This window comes from Arthrobacter sp. zg.Y820 (genome assembly GCF_030125555.1).
In the GTDB taxonomy this organism is placed as follows: Bacteria; Actinomycetota; Actinomycetes; order Actinomycetales; family Micrococcaceae; genus Arthrobacter_B.
The window spans coordinates 1-16,843 of sequence record NZ_JASKLX010000002.1; the positions used below are offsets into that span (position 1 = coordinate 1).

Annotated in this window: 12 protein-coding genes and 1 tRNA gene; 7 read left to right on the plus strand and 6 right to left on the minus strand. The window is 67.1% G+C overall.

Annotated elements, in window-relative coordinates; genetic code table 11:
- Positions 1–101: 101 nt before the first annotated feature.
- Positions 102–1,610: a zinc-dependent metalloprotease gene (locus QNN99_RS03620; protein WP_229965070.1), complete on the minus strand. Its 1,509-nt coding sequence runs from the start codon at positions 1,608–1,610 to the stop codon at positions 102–104.
- A gap of 324 nt (positions 1,611–1,934) precedes the next feature.
- Between QNN99_RS03620 and QNN99_RS03625 the strand changes: the two genes are divergently transcribed.
- The 3 genes from QNN99_RS03625 to QNN99_RS03635 all read left to right on the plus strand — a co-directional run bounded on the left by QNN99_RS03625 (position 1,935) and on the right by QNN99_RS03635 (position 6,538).
- Positions 1,935–3,149, plus strand: a complete 1,215-nt coding sequence (locus tag QNN99_RS03625; RefSeq protein ID WP_229965071.1) for a YlbL family protein — start codon at positions 1,935–1,937, stop codon at positions 3,147–3,149.
- Positions 3,150–3,383: 234 nt separating this feature from the next.
- Positions 3,384–6,398: a UPF0182 family membrane protein gene (locus QNN99_RS03630; protein ID WP_442860472.1), complete on the plus strand. Its 3,015-nt coding sequence runs from the start codon at positions 3,384–3,386 to the stop codon at positions 6,396–6,398.
- A 63-nt stretch (positions 6,399–6,461) separates the two neighbouring features.
- A tRNA-Met gene (locus QNN99_RS03635) sits at positions 6,462–6,538 on the plus strand.
- Between the two features lie 237 nt (positions 6,539–6,775).
- On the opposite strand, the gene QNN99_RS03640 is transcribed toward QNN99_RS03635, so the two are convergent.
- Positions 6,776–7,516 (minus strand): PspA/IM30 family protein, encoded by a 741-nt coding sequence (locus QNN99_RS03640; protein WP_229965072.1) that lies wholly within the window; start codon positions 7,514–7,516, stop codon positions 6,776–6,778.
- Positions 7,517–7,585: 69 nt separating this feature from the next.
- Entirely contained in the window at positions 7,586–9,628 is a 2,043-nt protein-coding gene (locus tag QNN99_RS03645; protein ID WP_229965073.1) for a TPM domain-containing protein, read from the minus strand.
- 256 nt (positions 9,629–9,884) lie between these two features.
- Between QNN99_RS03645 and QNN99_RS03650 the strand changes: the two genes are divergently transcribed.
- The 4 genes from QNN99_RS03650 to QNN99_RS03665 all read left to right on the plus strand — a co-directional run bounded on the left by QNN99_RS03650 (position 9,885) and on the right by QNN99_RS03665 (position 14,246).
- Positions 9,885–11,396 carry a S1C family serine protease gene (locus QNN99_RS03650; RefSeq protein WP_229965074.1) on the plus strand — a complete coding sequence of 504 codons (1,512 nt, stop codon included), beginning with the start codon at positions 9,885–9,887 and terminating at the stop codon, positions 11,394–11,396.
- Between the two features lie 213 nt (positions 11,397–11,609).
- A complete protein-coding gene (locus QNN99_RS03655; RefSeq protein WP_229965075.1) occupies positions 11,610–12,455 on the plus strand; it encodes an electron transfer flavoprotein subunit beta/FixA family protein in 846 nt (281 codons plus the stop codon).
- Positions 12,456–12,511: 56 nt separating this feature from the next.
- Entirely contained in the window at positions 12,512–13,456 is a 945-nt protein-coding gene (locus QNN99_RS03660; RefSeq protein WP_229965076.1) for an electron transfer flavoprotein subunit alpha/FixB family protein, read from the plus strand.
- 4 nt (positions 13,457–13,460) lie between these two features.
- Entirely contained in the window at positions 13,461–14,246 is a 786-nt protein-coding gene (locus QNN99_RS03665) for a PIG-L deacetylase family protein (RefSeq protein ID WP_229965077.1), read from the plus strand.
- Positions 14,247–14,375: 129 nt separating this feature from the next.
- Here QNN99_RS03665 and QNN99_RS03670 read toward each other — a convergent pair whose 3' ends face one another.
- The 3 genes from QNN99_RS03670 to QNN99_RS03680 all read right to left on the minus strand — a co-directional run bounded on the left by QNN99_RS03670 (position 14,376) and on the right by QNN99_RS03680 (position 16,841).
- Positions 14,376–15,197 (minus strand): anti-sigma factor, encoded by an 822-nt coding sequence (locus tag QNN99_RS03670; RefSeq protein WP_229965078.1) that lies wholly within the window; start codon positions 15,195–15,197, stop codon positions 14,376–14,378.
- Positions 15,178–15,840 (minus strand): ECF RNA polymerase sigma factor SigK, encoded by a 663-nt coding sequence (gene sigK / locus QNN99_RS03675; RefSeq protein ID WP_229965079.1) that lies wholly within the window; start codon positions 15,838–15,840, stop codon positions 15,178–15,180. The genes QNN99_RS03670 and sigK overlap by 20 nt, the downstream gene beginning before the upstream one ends.
- Positions 15,841–16,040: 200 nt before the next feature.
- Positions 16,041–16,841 (minus strand): class I SAM-dependent methyltransferase, encoded by an 801-nt coding sequence (locus QNN99_RS03680; RefSeq protein WP_229965080.1) that lies wholly within the window; start codon positions 16,839–16,841, stop codon positions 16,041–16,043.
- Positions 16,842–16,843: the final 2 nt, after the last annotated feature.

A 16,843-nucleotide genomic window follows, 5' to 3' on the forward strand; every position in this document is an offset into this window, starting at 1 on the left:
AAGGACCCCTTATCAGGGACGCCGCTTAACGCCGCGGGCCGGCCCGCCGAAAGGCTGCCGGGCCCGCTGCGGGCTTACGCTGGTGCGGTCAAGCGGTGCGGTTAGGGCCGAGGCTGTCCGCCGGCACCCGGATCGGTGTCGTCACCGTTCTCGTTGCCGTCCCCGTTCTCGGAATCGGTGCCGTTGGCAGTATCGCTGCCGTCAGTTCCGTTGCCGTCGGTTGTGGTGTCGGCAGTTCCCTTCTCGCCATCGGCGGCGTCAGGGTCCGGCGTATCAAACCCGCCGTTGAGGAGTCGCTCCAAAGCGGCATCGACGTCGGAATCCGAGGCGTCCAGCAGCTCACGCCGCTTGCTGAAGCCCTTCGGATCATCCAGGTCCTTGGCCGTGGGCATGAGGTCCGGGTGCTCCCACACGGAATCGCGGCCCTCGATGCCGCGCTCCTCCCGGAGCTGCGACCAAAGGGTCGCCGCGTCCCGGAGCCGGCGCGGACGCAGCTCCAGGCCCACCAGCGAGGAGAAGGTGTGCTCGGCGGGACCACCGCTTGCCCGGCGGCGGCGGATCATTTCGCGCAGTGCGGCGGCCGACGGCAGATTGACCGTTGCGGCTGCCGTGACTTCGTCGACCCAGCCCTCCACCAGGGCAAGCGCTGTTTCGAGGCGTTCCAGGGCTGCGTCCTGCGCCGCCGTCCGCTCCGGCTGGAAAACGCCGCCGGAGAGGGCTTCCTGAATGGACTCAGGGTTGGACGGATCCAGGTCCCGGGCAACTTCCTCGATCTTGGAAATGTCGATGTGGATGCCGCGGGCGTAGCTGTCAACGGCGCCGAAAAGGTGTCCCGCCAGCCAGGGAGCGTGGGCGAAGAGCCGGGCATGCGCAGCTTCGCGGACGGCCAGGTAAAGCCGGATCTCCGTTTCCGGGATGTCCAGGCCTTCGCCGAACTTGGCGACGTTGGCCGGCAGCAGCGCCATGGTTCCGCCCGCGAGGGGGAGGCCAATGTCGGTGGAGCTGACGACTTCCTTGGACAGGGCGCCGACAGCCTGGCCGAGCTGGATGGCAAACATTGCGCCGCCCATGTTGGCGAGCATGGAGGATGCTCCGCCCATCATGGACTTCATCTCTTCAGGCATCTGGGTGCTGATCGCGTTCGACAGCGCCTGGGAGATGCTGACGGCAACGGGTTCGGTGAGCCGCTTCCAGGAATCCATGGTGGCTTCCACCCATTCCGCCCGGCTCCAGGCCTGGCCCAGCGCCGAAATGGAAGCGAAATCGGTCACGGGATCCAGCCACAGCTGGGCGACGTGCAGCGCCTCGTCCACCTCCTTGCTCTGCGCGGGCAGCACCGAGGGATCGCTGTCCGTGGCGGCAACCCTGCGGGCATTGTCCTTGGCAAGCTGCCAGTTGACCGGGCCTTCCGAGGGGGCGCTGAACATGGCCTGGACCTGCTGGAAGATCATGGCCATGGCGTTGGGATCGGAGGGCAGGCCGGCTGCTTTGGCCAGCTCCTGCGGATCCATGCCGCCGGCGCCGGCGCCGGCTCCGCCGAACAGTCGGGCAAGCATTTCGGAGAGCGGATCCTGGGGCGTGTCCCCGGGATCGGAAGGGTTGGAGCTCATGGATACCACCGGTCCTGTGGAAGATTGACGTGCATAACGCGGAACAGGCAGCCCGCGGTTGGCGGCCCTGGCTGCTCCGGACCACGGGCCGCTGAATCACGGACCATGGTTTCCTTACGTTACCGGCAGCCCGGGACGCCTGTCCTGTATTCACCGGTTCGTTCGCTGATGGCAAAGCCCTAAGCGCGCTGGCGCCCGCGGGGAACCCGCGGGGAAAGGGCCCGCGGGCGTAAGCTGGGGCCAGTATCCGCCGTATCAGCCTCGTTAGCCGTTTCAGCCTTACCGAGCTGCCTCGGGTTCCCACCTTCAGAAAAGGTTGGCCACTTGCGCCCCTCAGACCATCCGCACGACCCTTCCGTTTCCAGCGCCCGGGCCGCGGGTCCGTACCCGGGGCAGGGCGGGCTTCCCGCGGTTCCGGCGCCGCTGCCGGACGGAGCTTCCGGACCTTTCAGCGGGGGGCACCGTCCGGACCCGCGCTCGCGGGCGCTGCTGGTGACGGGCGCGCTGACCCTGGTGCTGGGAGCCGTTGCACTGTTTCTTCCGGCGCCGTATGTGGTGGAATCTCCCGGTCCCACCTTTAACACGGTGGGCACCGTGGAGACGGCTGAGGGGGAGGAGGCGCCGTTGATCGAGATTGAGGGGGCGCCCACGTACCCCACCAACGGAGAGCTTGACCTGACCACTGTCTACGTGGCCGGCGGACCGGGCACCGCCATGAGTTTCCTGGAAGCCGTCGGCGCGTGGCTAAACCCGGAGGACGCCGTCGTGCCGCAGGAATTCGTCTATCCGCGCGGAACCACCGGTGAAGACATCGACCAACAGAACGCGGCCGCCATGACCTCTTCGCAGGAGGCGTCAGTCGCGGCGGCGCTGCGCGAACTGGACGTGGCCTTCAGCGAGGACCTGTCCGTGGCCGAACTGGTGGATGGCTCGCCCGCCGCCGGGGTGCTGGAGGCCGGAGACACCCTGCTCAGCGTGGGCGGCACTGACATTGACGGAATAGACACCCTGCGCGAGGAACTGCAGGCCAGCGGCGGGGCTCCGGTGGAGATAACGTTCCGGCGGGACGGCCGGGAACAGACGGGAACCGTGACGCCGGTGCTCGGCGATACCGGCAGCTACCAGCTCGGAATCTTCCTGGCCACCAGCTTCGAATTCCCCTTCGAGGTCACGATCGCCCTGAACGACGTCGGAGGCCCGTCCGCCGGCATGATGTTCGCGCTGGGAATTATTGACCGGCTGACCCCCGGGGAACTGACCGGGGGCAAGCACTTTGCCGGAACCGGAACCATTGACTCGGCCGGAAATGTCGGAGCCATCGGCGGCATCCAGCAGAAGATGGTGGGCGCGTCCGACGCCGGCGCTGAGTTCTTCCTGGCTCCGGCGGACAACTGCGGTGAAGTTGTCGGGCACATTCCGGAGGGGCTCGACGTCGTACGCGTCGCCACGCTGGACGAGGCACGCACCGCGGTTGAGGCCCTGGCCGGCGGAACGAGCCCCGCGGAGCTCGCACAGTGCACCGCGGACCAGGAACCCTGACCCGAGGCGCCTGCATGAGCCAGTGACCTGGATCCGGCCGGAAAAGGACTCGGGCCAGGCCGCGGCCCATCACGATCGTGAAAAGGTTCTTTCGCAAAGGCGGGGTTAGTGGCCCCGTGCGAGGAAGACAAGGCAGAATGAGAAAGCACGGCAACTTGCGGAGGGGACAGCAAAAATGTCCTGCAGCACCCGTTGCAGGGGCCGTGGACCGACGCACCGAACGATGAGGTAACAGTGACTTCCGGACCAAACGGCCCATTCTCCCGACCAAGCCCCAGTACGGGCACCAGCCCCGGCAAGCGGCGCGGCCCGAGCCCCCTGATCGCCACGCTGATCGTGGTGGCGATCCTTGTGATCGGCTTCGTGTACTTTTCGCAGGTTTATGCGGATGTCCTCTGGTACAACCAGCTGGGCTACCTCGAGGTCTTCGTCAAGGAAAACCTGACCCGCATCGCGATGTTCCTCAGTGCCTTCATCGTCATGGCCGGCTGCGTTTTCTTCAGCATCCGGGCGGCCTACGCATCGCGGCCCGTGTATGCACCCGACAGTGCGCTGCAGGACAACCTGAACCGTTACCAGGCGCAGCTTGAACCCGTCCGCAAGCTCCTGATGATCGGCATCCCCGTCGTTGTCGGCGGCTTTGCCGGCACGGCGGCCATGTCCATGTGGCAGCAGGTGCTGCTGTTCCTGAATCGCCGCGAGTTCGGCCGGAAGGATCCGGAATTCGGCCTGGACTTCAGCTTCTACCTCAACACCCTGCCCTTCCTGGGCTTCATCGTTGGCTTCCTGATCAGCGTTGTGGTCATCTCCGGCATCGCCGGGCTGCTGACCCACTACCTGTACGGCGGCATCCGCCTTGAGGAAAAGGGCATCTTCACTTCGCGGCAGGCACGCATCCACATCGCGGTCATCGCCGCGGCCTTCCTGCTCCTGCAGGCTGCCAACTTCTGGCTGGACCGCTACAACACCCTGCTGAGCACCTCCGGCACCTGGACCGGCGCCCTGTACACGGACGTCGAAGCGGTCATTCCCACCAAGACCATCCTGACCGTGGCCTCCGTCATCGTGGCCCTGCTGTTCATTGTGTCCGCCTTCATCGGCCGGTGGCGCCTGCCGATCATCGGTACGGCCATGCTGATCATTACGGCCATCGTGGCCGGCGGCGTCTACCCGTGGATCGTCCAGCAGTACCAGGTCAAGCCCTCGGAACTGAGCAAGGAAGAGCCGTACATCCAGCGCAACATCGAGCTGACGCGCGAGGCCTACGGCCTGGACGAGACCGAGGTTACCGAGTACAAGGCCACGGTTGAAGCCAACGCCGGAGCGCTCGCCAAAGATTCCGGCACCACCTCCAACATCCGCCTGCTGGACCCGAACGTGGTGTCCCCGGCCTTCTCGCAGCTGCAGCAGTTCCGCCAGTACTACCAGTTCCCGGAAACGCTCAACGTTGACCGTTACGACATCGACGGCGAGATCCAGGACACCGTGATCGCGGTCCGTGAGCTGAACACCGACGGCGTGCCCGACGGCTGGGTCAACGAACACATCCTGTACACCCACGGCTACGGCGTGGTTGCCGCCCGCGGCTCCACCGTCCAGGCCGACGGCAAGCCCAGCTTCATGGAATCCGGCATTCCGTCCAGCGGCGTGCTTGGGGACTACGAGCCGCGGATCTACTTCGGCGAATCCTCACCCGACTACTCGGTAGTCGGAGCGCCCGAAGGGTCCGCACCGCAGGAAATCGACCGCCCGCAGACCGGCGACTCGGACACCGAGTCCCAGACCACGTTCGACGGCGAGGGCGGCCCGAGCGTGGGCAACCTCTTCAACCAGCTGGTCTACGCCATCAAGTTCCAGTCCACCGAGCTCCTGCTCTCGGACGCGATCAACGAAGAATCCCAGATCCTCTACGACCGCGATCCCCGCGAACGCGTGGAGAAGGTTGCGCCGTACCTGACAGTAGACGGCAACGCCTACCCCGCCGTCGTGGACGGCCGGGTCCAGTGGATCGTGGACGGCTACACCACCAGCAAGTACTTCCCGTATTCCACCCAGCAGGAACTTCAGGCCGCAACCACTGACTCCCTGACCACCGGTGCTGCGGCGCTGCCCGCCGACCAGGTCAACTACATCCGCAACGCGGTGAAGGCCACGGTGGACGCCTACGACGGCTCCGTCACGCTCTACGCCTGGGATGACCAGGACCCGCTGCTGCAGTCCTGGCAGAGTGTCTTCCCGTCCACGCTCAAGCCGTACAGCGAGATGTCAGCTGACCTGATGGCGCATGTGCGCTACCCGGAGGACCAGTTCAAGGTCCAGCGCGAGCTCATGGGCAAGTACCACGTCACCAACGCTGATTCGTTCTTCAAGAACGACGACGCCTGGAGCGTTCCGAACGACCCCACGGTCACCAACTCCGAGGTCAAGCAGCCGCCCTACTACCTGTCCCTGCAGATGCCGGGCCAGGACGAGACCGCGTTCTCGCTCACCACGCCGTTCATTCCGTTTGTCTCGCCCAACGGCGAGGCCCGCAACGTGCTCTACGGCTTCCTGGCCGCAGAAGCGGATGCCGGCACCGGCGAGGACGGGGTCAAGAGCGAGGACTACGGCAAGCTCCGGCTGCTCTCGCTGCCCACCGACACCGTTGTACCGGGTCCGGGCCAGGCACAGAACCGGTTCAACTCCGACCCGACGGTCTCGAACGCACTGAACCTGCTGCGCCAGGGCGCCTCCGAGGTCATCAACGGCAACCTGCTCTCCCTGCCCGTGGGCGAGGGCATGCTCTACGTGCAGCCGGTCTACGTCCAGTCCTCCGGCGACGCTTCCTATCCGACGCTGCAGCGCGTGCTGGTCAACTTCGGTGAGAAGGTTGGGTTCGCCCCCACACTGGACGAAGCCCTGAACCAGGTCTTCGGCGGCGACTCAGGTGCCATCACCGGTGACTCCGAGAATGTTGGCCAGACGCCCGCTCCGGGCCCGGGAGAGGTACCGGGCGACACCAGTGCCGAGGCCGACCTGGCCGCCGCACTGGCTGATGCCGGAAGCGCCATCCAGGAGGGCCAGTCCGCACTGGCAGCCAACGACTTCGCCGCCTACGGCGAAGCGCAGGACAAGCTCAACGCGGCCATCCAGAAGGCCATCGCGGCCCAGGAAGCCATGGAAGCAGCCGCCGGGGAGGCCGACGGCGCCGCCACAGAGGGCGCGGAGGGCGCAACCCCCGCACCCACCGAGGGCACCCAGGGCGACTAATCGGGAAGCGGAAGCAGACGATTTGCGGCTCAGCCCCGCGGCAGGTAGAGTTAACTATCACGCCGCGGGGTGGAGCAGTTCGGTAGCTCGCTGGGCTCATAACCCAGAGGTCGCAAGTTCAAATCTTGCCCCCGCAACCACATAGCGGCATTGGCATCATCAGGAAGTCCCGATCGGCAGAAATGCCGGTCGGGACTTTCTGCGTTGCCGGGACTTTTTGCCTTGGGCGTCTTTGCCTCCTCTGGCGCAGTCTCCTCTGCCGTGCTCTGGTCCTTGAAGCGCAGCGGGGGAGCCGTGCCGGAAACAGCAACGGGCGGCACTCCAATGGAGTGCCGCCCGTTCGGCCGGCTTGGCCGGCGCCGCCGGCTTAGCCGGTGCTAGTTCTGTTCGAGGGCCGACTGTCCGGAGCCGGAGCTCTTCAGCGCGGCCAAGCGGGCCTCGACCTCGGTCTGCTCGCCCAGGTCCTCCAGGCTTTCGAACTGTGCGTCCAAGCTGGAAGAGGCCAGTTCATTGGCACCGCGGACGCGGGCTTCTTCGCGGCGGATCTTCTCTTCGAAGCGGCCCACCTCGGAGGTGGAATCCATGACGTCGATGCTCTTCATGGCTTCGTGCATCTGGGTCTGGGCGTGGGCGTTGCGCGCACGGGCGATCAGTTCGTCGCGCTTGCTCTGCAGCTGGTTCAGCTTGCCCTTCATCTGATCCAGGCCGGTCTTGAGCCGTTCCACGATCTCTTCCTGCGAAGCGATGGTGGGCTCGGCGCCCTTGGCTTCGTTTTCAGAAGCCATCTGCCGCTGGATGGCAACCTTGGCGAGGTTGTCGAACTTCTGTGCGTCGGCGGTGTTGCCGGCAGACCGGAATTCGTCGGCCTTCCGCGATGCGGCCAGCGCCTTGTTGCCCCAGTTGCGCGCGTTCTGGATGTCTTCGTTGTAGTCGTCCTGAAGCATGCGCAGGTTGCCGATGGTCTGGGCGACAGCGCTCTCAGCCTCGGCAATGTTGTTGCTGTAGTCCCGGACCATCTGGTCGAGCATCTTCTGCGGGTCCTCGGCCTGGTCGAGGATGGCGTTGATGTTCGCCTTGGCGAGCTGGGTGATACGTCCAAAGATTGACTGCTTTACCACGATGTCTGCCTTTCGGTTTTTGGTTACGAATTTGGAAAAAAGTGTTGGAGCCATCAGCGGAACGTGAACCTAGAAACTTCCGCCGCCGCCGTCAAAGCCGCCGCCGCCCCCGCCGAAGCCGCCGCCTCCGCCGAAGCCGCCGAAACCGCCGCCGCCCCAGCCGCCGCCTCCTCCTCCGCCACGGAGGATGGAATCGATGAGGATGCCGCCGAGGATGGCTCCGCCAAGACCCGAACCGCCGCCGCGTCCTCCATACATGCCGCCGCCGCCGAAGCCGCCGCCACCCATGCCGCCGAAGCCGTCGACATCCTGCTGGGCCATGTCAGCTGCCTGCGCCGCCAGCGCATTCGCCTGCTGTGCATAGGCGAGGGCGCTCACGGGATCCGAGGACTGCAGCGCGATGGCCTGCTGGAGGTTCCGCTCTGCCTCAGCGAGCCGGGTCCGTGCCTCGCTGCCGACACCGCCGCGCCGGGCGCGGATGTAGTCGGAGGTGCCGGAGATCTGGGCCTGGGCAGACATGACTGCATGCTGGAGAGCATCCCTGGCCCGGCGTTCCTGCTCCTGCCGGTCGCGGATGCCCTCCAACGCGCGGTCCAGCTGCGCATTGGCAGTCTCCAGGCGCCGCAGCAGTTCAACCGGGTTGTTCTTGGTCGAGGATTCGCTGTCGATGGCGGACAGGGCCGCCTCGACGCCGGCAACCGGGCCCGCGAGGCCGTTGTTGCCTCCGTTTGCGGCGAAGGCACGGGCCTGGGCCAGATCCTGCCGGGCATCAGCCACCGCGCGCTGCAGCTCGCCGCGGGCCGAGTCCAGTTCCCGCCCGGTCTTCTCAATGGCGTCGAGCAGCACGTTGGTCTGGTGCACGCTCTCTTCGGCGGCGCGGACGGCAACCACTGCCGACGCCGTGTCGCCCTCGTCGAGCTTCGCGGAGGCGGCTTCCGCCGCGTTGTCCACGAATTCCAGCCGCTCGCGGGCCTGCTCGATGTTGTCGGAAACCTGGGTGAGGGCCGAATCCGCGTAGCGCTGGCGAAGCTCGGCCAGGGAGCGTTCGGCCGCCCCCAGCCGGCTGGCCGCCGCCTGGGCGTTCCGGCGCGCGTCGGCCAGGGCGGCAGGCGCGTTCTTCTCCAGTTCACGCAGTTTGTCGAAGTCTTCCTTGTGCGCCTGCAGGGAGGAGTTCACTGCCTCGCACCGCCGGATGATGTCCTTGAGCCAGGTCCGCTGCTGGGCCTCGGTGTCCGGAATGTGGTCGTCCAGCTGCTGCTGCATCTTGAAGGATTCACTCATGTGGGTTTGTGCCGCGGCGAGGTCTTCGGTGAAGGTCTTCACGGCCTCGTCGCCGTAGGAGGCCATCGCGAAGTTAAGCTCCTGCTCGCTGGACTTGATGGCGTCGTCGGCGGCAATCAGGAGGCTGCCGGCGCGCTTGCGGAGATCCTCCACGCTCAGCTCGTCAAGGGGATCGGTGGGCGGGGCATCCTCGGCGCGGGCGGGGCCCGCCGTGACGGCACCCTGGCGTCGGCTCCGGACAAACAGGAATGCGGCGCCGCCGCCGAGCAGGATGATGCCTCCGATGAGGAGGACCGGGGCGAGGCTGGCGCCGGCCGAGCCGCCGGATGAGCTTCCGCTCCGGCCGGTCTCCAGCGCGTCGGCGGTGTTGACCGCTGCTGCGGCCCAGTCGGACGAGGTGATGGTCTCCTTGCCGAACAGTTCGTCGGTGGCCGCGGCCACCATCGCCTCTTCATGCTTCTGCGTCAGGACGGTGTCCTGGGGGGCAGAAACCTGCAGCTGCCGGCTCTCCGTGGCGATGCTGAGCAGGACCTCGCGTTCACCCATGTTCCTCTGCGCGACCACCTGGTTGCCCCAGGCCGCGGGATCAGAGGGATTGCTGAACTCGTCCACGTAAACCACGAACAGGGTGTAGCCGCTGTCCTGCCGCGTCTCGGAAATCGCGTTGCGGACCTCGTCTGCGTCCGAACCCAGTACACCGGCGTCGTCGACCACAAACTGTCCCGGCGGAATGGTCACGGGCGGCACGGCAGAAGCAGCCGTGGCCGTACCCAGCACCGCCGTGACACTCAAACCCAGCACGGCCGCTAGCCGCTTGGTCTTCAACCGCATAAATTGTCCTCAGGTTCGTAATGGCATCTGACTGATCCGCCGCGCTCCGCCGGACCCGTCAAATCCCTTTCGGGGCGGGCAAGCAGTTGCATCGATTCTATGGTTCGCCGGATACCCAGTCCACCACGTTCGTGGCCATGCAGCTTTCGGCGAACTCTCAGGAACCGTTCAGGAATCTCCAGAGCGCGTCACAGCAAGTGCTGTCATAGTTGAGTGAGCAACGTTCATGGGCACACCGATCTGGAAAGGACAGCACATGTCTGAGCAATACGGAGGCGCCGGGGACCCGCAGCGTCCACTGCCTCCCCGCCCGCCTGCCCCGCCTGCTTCCTCCGACGGCGTAACTGCGGCCGACGGCGAAGGGCAGACGCAGCAGGTCCCCGTCCAGCCGGAAGCCGGCGACCGGCACGCCCAGACGCCGCCGCCCTCCAATCAGCCGTTCTACGGCTCGACGCACCAGGACAGCGCTCCGGGCGTCGCGGCACCGCCGGCCTACGGCCCCGCTTCCGGAAGCAGCAGCTATTCCGGCTCAGGCTACGGCCAGGCCCCCTACGGCCCGGATTACCGGCCCGCCGCTGCTCCGCCCGCCCGCAGATTTGGCACCGGAACGCTGGTGACCGGCATGCTGCTGGCCGGACTCCTGGGCGGCGGCACTGCAGTAGCCGCCAATTACTGGCTGGATGATGATTCGGCTCCCCAAAGCACCGGCCAGGCGCAGACCGTTGTCGTGAACAACGAAGACAGCGTCAATGCCGTCACGGCCGCCGCAGTGAAGGCTTCGCCCAGCGTCGTCACCATCGACGTGGCGGCCAGCGGCAGTTCCGGCACCGGGTCCGGGATCATCCTGGACGACGACGGACACATTCTGACCAACACCCACGTGGTCACCCTGGGCGGTACCGTCGCCGACCCGACCATCGAGGTCCAGGCGAACGACGGACGGGTCTTCACGGCGACCATCGTCGGGACCGATCCGGTTTCCGACCTGGCCGTCATCAAGGTCGACGCCGATGACATCACGCCCGCCACCCTGGGAAATTCGGACGATCTTAATGTCGGTGACACCGTCATCGCCATCGGTGCTCCGCTGGGTCTTGCCGGCACCGTCACCGACGGAATCGTCTCGACCCTGAACCGCACCATCAGCGTGCAGTCCTCGGCGGCTCCGGAATCGGAGTCCGACGGATCGGGCGAGGATGACGGCTTCGGCTTCCGCTTCGCTCCGCCGGACGGGTCCAGCCAGGAACAGAGTGCAGCGTCCAGCTCGATTTATCTGGACGTCATCCAGACCGATGCGGCCATCAACCACGGCAACTCCGGCGGCGCCCTGGTGAACACCGACGGCGACGTGATCGGCGTCAACGTGGCGATTGCCTCGGCCAGCGAGGAAAGCGGAAGCATCGGCGTCGGCTTTGCGGTTCCCATGAGCTACGCCGAGCGGGTGGCTGACGAGATCATCGAAACCGGGTCGGCAACCCACGGATTCCTTGGCGTGTCCGTAACCCCCGCGACAGCGTCCAGCTCCTCCACCTTCACCGTGGGTGCCGAGGTGGCCGAGAATCCGGCCGGCGGAACCCCGGCTGCCCGGGCAGGGCTGAAGCAGGGCGACGTCATCACTGCCGTGAACGGTATCCCCGTCACCGATGCGCAGTCCCTGACAGCCGCCATCCGGATGCAGGCAGCGGGCAGCAAAGTCACCGTTGACTACACCCGGGGCGGGGATACCGACAGCGTCGACGTGACGCTGGGCGACTCCGCCGACCAGTAGGACAACGCCCGCCCCGGCGGCGTGCCAGGAACGCAGAAGGATTGCAGGGACTGCCTCCTCTCCCGGGAGGGGCAGTCCCTGCACTGTTTGCTGCCGGATGCCGGCACGGTGCGTCCGCGCAATGTGATTAGCTTGTTCAGTCGCCCTGCGCGGGTGGCCACGGACCCGGTGCAGCCGCGCCCGGGAAGATCTACAACGCCAGAAAGGCCCCGCATGCAGGAATCCAAGAGGCCGCTGAACATCGTCGTTTTGGTGAAGCACGTGCCCGATGCCCAGTTCGACAGGCATCTTTCCGGACCCGGCCACACCCTGGACCGATCCGACTCCATCCTTTCCGAACTCGATGAGTACGCCCTCGAGGCTGCCCTTCAGCTGGCCGAGGCCCGCGGGGGACAGGCTGCCGGGAACATGGTCACCGCCCTCACGATGGGCCCGGAGGCGGCGGTCAACGCCGTGAAAAAGGCCCTGCAGATGGGCGCCTACCAGGGGGTGCACATTAACGACGCCGCCCTGCCCGGTTCCGATGCGGCAGCGACTTCCCTGGTGCTGGCCGCCGCGGTCCGGCATGCGGTCGGCGGCGGCTCCGGACTGCCCGACCTGGTGGTGGCCGGCATGTCCTCCACCGACGGTGAGACATCGCTGGTACCGGCGCAGCTGGCCGAACGCCTGCAGCTGGCCCAGATCACTTTCGCCTCCGAGCTGGAGGTGCACGACGACGACGACGACGGCGCCGTCGTCGTCCGCGCCCGGCGGGACGGTGACTCCTACTCCGAAACGCTGGAGGCGCCGCTGCCGGCCCTGGTCTCCGTTACCGACCAGGCCAATGACCCGCGCTACCCCAATTTCAAGGGCATCATGGCGGCCAAGAAGAAAACCGTCACGGTGCTGTCGCTCCAGGACCTGGGAATCGATCCCGCGCAGGTGGGACAGGACGGTTCGTGGACCACGGTTGCCGCTTCCGCTCCCCGTCCGCCGCGCTCGGCCGGCACCATCATTACCGACGACGGCACCGCCGGCGTGGCGCTGGTGGACTACCTTGCCGCCCAGAAACTGATCTGACAATCTTTCCACCGGCGCTGCTGCGGCCGCGCCCGAAGCACTAAGGAGAGCCTCCCATGGCCTCTGTCCTGGTCTTTATCGACGTCCCGGGCCTGCCGCTGCCGCGGGCAAGCCGAGAGCTGCTGACGATCGCCCGCGGCCTGGGGGAACCCGCAGTGGCGAGCCCGCGCGCCCTGGATGACGACGTGCTGCAGGCGCTGGGCGCTTACGGCGTCGGCGCCGTGTACGAGCCCGAGGGCGTGCTGCCCGATGTCCTGGTCGCCGCCAAGGCCGCTTTTCTGGCCGACGCCGTGCGCGCCGCCGAGCCGGCCGCAGTGCTGCTCGGCAACTCCTTCGAGGACCGGGAGGTGGCGGCCCGCGTTGGCGTGAAGCTGAATTCCGGCGTGATTACCGACGCGGTTGCCGTGGCACCGGACCTGTCGGTCACCAAATCGGTCCTGGCCGGTTCCTACACCTCCACGTGCCGCGTGCAGTCCGGCGTCCCGGTGATCACCGTCAAGGCCAACAGCGTGGAGCCGGCTCCCGCGGATGCGCCCGCCGCTCCGGAACGCCGCCGGCTGGCCGTGTCCCATGCCGGACCCGCTGCCCGGGTCACCGGACGCACCGAAAAGCGGGTCAGCGGACGCCCCGAGCTGTCCGAGGCCCGGGTCATTGTGGCCGGCGGCCGCGGGATGGACGGGAACTTCGGTCCGGTGGAGGAGCTCGCCGACGTGCTCGGCGGTGCCGTGGGTGCATCGCGCGCCGCCACCGACGCCGGCTGGATCGAGCACTCGGCGCAGGTCGGCCAGACCGGCAAGACGGTCTCGCCGCAGCTGTACATCTCCGCCGGGATTTCGGGGGCGATCCAGCAGAAGGCCGGCATGCAGACCGCAAAGGTGATCGTGGCGATTAACAAGGACCCGGATGCTCCGGTGTTCGAGATCGCGGACTTCGGCATTGTGGGAGATGTGTTCTCCGTGCTGCCGCAGGCCACCGAGGAAATTCAGAAGCGCAGGTCCTAGCGCCGTGGATTCTTCGTTGAACCCGTCACCGCAGCCGGTGTCCCCGTTCCCGGCCGGAGCGACCGTTCGGCGGGTGCTCGCTTTCGCCGCCCATCCTGACGACATTGACTTTGGTGCCGCCGGAACCGTGGCCGCCTGGACTGCGGCCGGCGCCGAAGTATCCTACTGCGTGATGACCTCCGGCGACGCCGGCGGGTTCGAGGCCGGCGACCGGGACGCCGTCTCCGAGCTGCGCCGACGCGAGCAGCGGGCAGCCGCCGAACTGGTGGGGGTCCGGGACCTCCACTTCCTGGGCGAGAAGGACGGCTTCCTAGCGGTCACGCCGGAAGTGGTGGAAAAAACCGTGGCCCTGATCCGGAGCATCCGCCCCGACGTCGTGCTTTCGATGCACCCGGAGAGGAACTGGGACCGGATCCAGGCCAGCCACCCGGACCACCTGGCGTGCGGGGAAATCGTGACCCGGGCGGTCTATCCCGCCGCGGAGAATCCGTTTGCCTTTCCGCACCTGGCCGCACAGGGCCTGGATGCCTACAAAGTGCCGTGGCTCTGGTTTTACGGAGCCCCGCGCGAGCGGGAAAACCACGCGGTGGACGTCAGCGCCACTGTGGAGGAAAAGCTCGCGGCCATCCGGATCCACGCCAGCCAGCACCCGGACATTGCCGGGATGGAGACTGCGGTGCGCGGAATGCTGCAGGAAAATGCCCGCCGCTTCGGACTAGCCGACGGGGCAAGCGCTGAAACATTCCACGCAGTGGGCGTCAACACGGACCGGACCATCGCCGGATTCTGACCGTCCGGAAGTACTGGAGTTCCCGGAGGGTCAACACATCTTCCGGCTCCTTCCCCACCGGGCGGCCGGCGGATTCCGGCCATACCACCCGCCGCAGGGGTTGGCGCAGCGTCAAGGTCAAGCGGGATTTCAGGCGCTGAAGGGAATCACCAGGACGACGGGCAGGGTGGGAGTCGCCGATCCGCCGTCGGGCTCCACGGTGACGGCGACTGCACTGTACGGGTCGATGTCGGTGAGCTCAGTGGCCTTGGTGCCGGCGACTTCCTCGCCGGTCATCGTACCCACCGACACCGGCTCGGAGCCGTCCGCCGGAACACGCCACATCTGGTAGACCGATCCCTCAGGCGGTGCGGGAACCCCGCTCAGCGTCACAACGGCGGCATTCTCGCCCGCAGAGGTGGCCACCTCTGCCGTGCCGCCCGTGGGCAGGTCGATGGTGCGCTGCTGCACGTCCGAGGCCTGAAGGACTTCCTCCCGGACCGTATCCGGTCCGAGATTGCTGCCGATGGCCACACCGCCCACCACGATGGCCGCGGCCGCGGCGCCGGCGAGGATCCAGCGGCCGGCGGCGGACTTCAGCGGAGACCGGCGGCTGCGGCGGGCCGCAAGCTCGTCCTCCGGCCGCGGCGGATCGGCGGAAGCGTCCGGGGCGTCCCGGTTCGGCGGTGCGTCCTGCTGCGGCAGCCGGGACGCAATCTTGGCAAAGAGGTCGGCCGGCGGCTGAGCCTCTGCCCGGTAACCTCCGGCGAGTGCTTCCCGCGTGCTCCAGACGCGTGTGAGGAACGCCTGGCGGACAGCGGAATCAGCCTGCTCGAGGGCATCGTCGACTGCCTGCTGCTCCTCCCGGGGGAGGGCATTCAGGGCATAAACTTCTGCCCACTCCAGCAGCCGTCCCTCGGACAGGTCCCGGTTCAGGGCGTCCGACGCGGCATCAAAGCTGTTGTCCGGCATCTGAATTCACCCCCAGGCATTTCTTGAGTCGGATCAGTCCGTCGCGGATCCGCGACTTGATCGTGGGCACGGCGGCCGACAGCTTTTCGGCGACCTCGCGGTAGGTCAGCCCGCCGTAGTAGGCGAGCCGGACCGATTCCCGCTGGGTGTCCGTCAGCGAGTCCAGGCACCGGACCACGGCGTCGGCTTCGAGCTGCTGCGTGACGGTGTCAACCACGTTGTCATGGTCCGGTTCCTGCATGGCGGCGCCGAAGCGGGCCTCGCGGTTGGCGGAGCTTTGTTCGGAGCGGACCCGGTCCACAGCCCGGCGGTGGGCGAGGGTCAGCAGCCACGCCAGCGGGGAGCCGACGGCCGGGTCGAAGCGGGCGGCGCTGGTCCAAACCTGCAGGTAGACCTCCTGCGTGGTGTCCTCGCTGAGTTCCGCGTCGATCAGCACCCGTCGGGCCAGGCCGTAAACCCGGCGTGATGTCAGCGCGTAGAAGGCAGCAAAGTCATCTTGGCTGCCGCCGGCAATACCCGCCAAGAGTGCTGCCAGCGGGGCTTGCGAGCCGGCGTGGGATCCGGATTTCTCTGCGGCATCGGCGGCGCCCTCCGGTGTGGAGGCCTGCGCGGCGGAGGGCCGTCCCGTGTTGGACGTGTCCATAGGGTTCCAGCATAAGCGGCCGGCGGCCGCTGCGGGTGCGGGAACCTGAAGGAAGCCGCTGCCATCCGCGGCTTCCGTGCGCGCCGGAAGGTTTGCCACCGCGGCCTGTCCCTGTGCTTCCATACCCGGTATTCGGTGCGGCGGGGGAAAAGGATGGGCAGGCCCGGCAACCAGGGCCCGGCAACCCGGGCCAGCCCGGGTTAGGGACGGGTCGCGGACGCGATCAGCGTGTCGGCGTTCAGGTTGTATTCCTCGCCCAGCAGGTCCAGGAAGCTGTTCTTGACCCGGTCGGCGGCCTCGGGATCGGCGGGAAGGAGATACCGCAGTCCGCTGCCCAACACCAGTGACCAGGCCAGCGACGGGCTGAGCTGGACCTGCGCCGGGGTGGCGAGGACCTTAATGTCCTGCAGTCCGAGGCTTTCCAGCCAGGCGGTCAGTTTCTCCGGGGTATTCAGGCGCTCGGAGTTCTTCCGCGTCCTGGAGATGCCCTCGGCCGGGTCGGACGTCTCCTTGCGGCACGCCTGCAACAGCAGCTCGGTGAACGACGTCAGCGAACCTTCAGCCCAGGTGCTGAGCGCGAGGCGTCCGCCGTGCCGCAGATTGGCAACCAGGTTCGCGGCCCCGGCATCCATGTCCGGCAGGAAGAAAACGGAGTAGGCGGACAGCACGACGTCGTACGCTTCGTCAGCGGTCCACTCAGAGACGTCGCCGATGTGCAGGGCGACGTTGTCCAGGGACAGGGTGGTGGCCTTCGCCTGGGCCAGGGCCAGCATCTCGGCCGAGAGGTCGACGCCGTCCACGCGGGCGCCGGGTCCCGCATACTGTGCTGCGGGGATGGTGGTGGCACCGGTTCCGCAGCCTGCATCCAGGATGCTGTCGCCCATGCCAACTGAGGCGGCAGCTACCAAGGCGTTGCCCATCGGGTTCCACAGCGAGGGGGCCAAGCGTTCAAAGTCGGCGGCGCCCTCGTCGAACGTTGTTCCAATGGAGGTCTCGGGCATGC

Bases quoted from the DNA above. Each gene is read 5' to 3' on its own strand.
- QNN99_RS03620 (WP_229965070.1), bottom strand. From the start codon at position 1,610: ATGAGCTCCAACCCTTCCGATCCCGGGGACACGCCCCAGGATCCGCTC.
- QNN99_RS03645 (WP_229965073.1), bottom strand. From the start codon at position 9,628: ATGCGGTTGAAGACCAAGCGGCTAGCGGCCGTGCTGGGTTTGAGTGTC.
- QNN99_RS03650 (WP_229965074.1), top strand. From the start codon at position 9,885: ATGTCTGAGCAATACGGAGGCGCCGGGGACCCGCAGCGTCCACTGCCT.
- QNN99_RS03655 (WP_229965075.1), top strand. From the start codon at position 11,610: ATGCAGGAATCCAAGAGGCCGCTGAACATCGTCGTTTTGGTGAAGCAC.
- QNN99_RS03660 (WP_229965076.1), top strand. From the start codon at position 12,512: ATGGCCTCTGTCCTGGTCTTTATCGACGTCCCGGGCCTGCCGCTGCCG.
- QNN99_RS03670 (WP_229965078.1), bottom strand. From the start codon at position 15,197: ATGCCGGACAACAGCTTTGATGCCGCGTCGGACGCCCTGAACCGGGAC.
- sigK (WP_229965079.1), bottom strand. From the start codon at position 15,840: ATGGACACGTCCAACACGGGACGGCCCTCCGCCGCGCAGGCCTCCACA.
- QNN99_RS03680 (WP_229965080.1), bottom strand. From the start codon at position 16,841: ATGCCCGAGACCTCCATTGGAACAACGTTCGACGAGGGCGCCGCCGAC.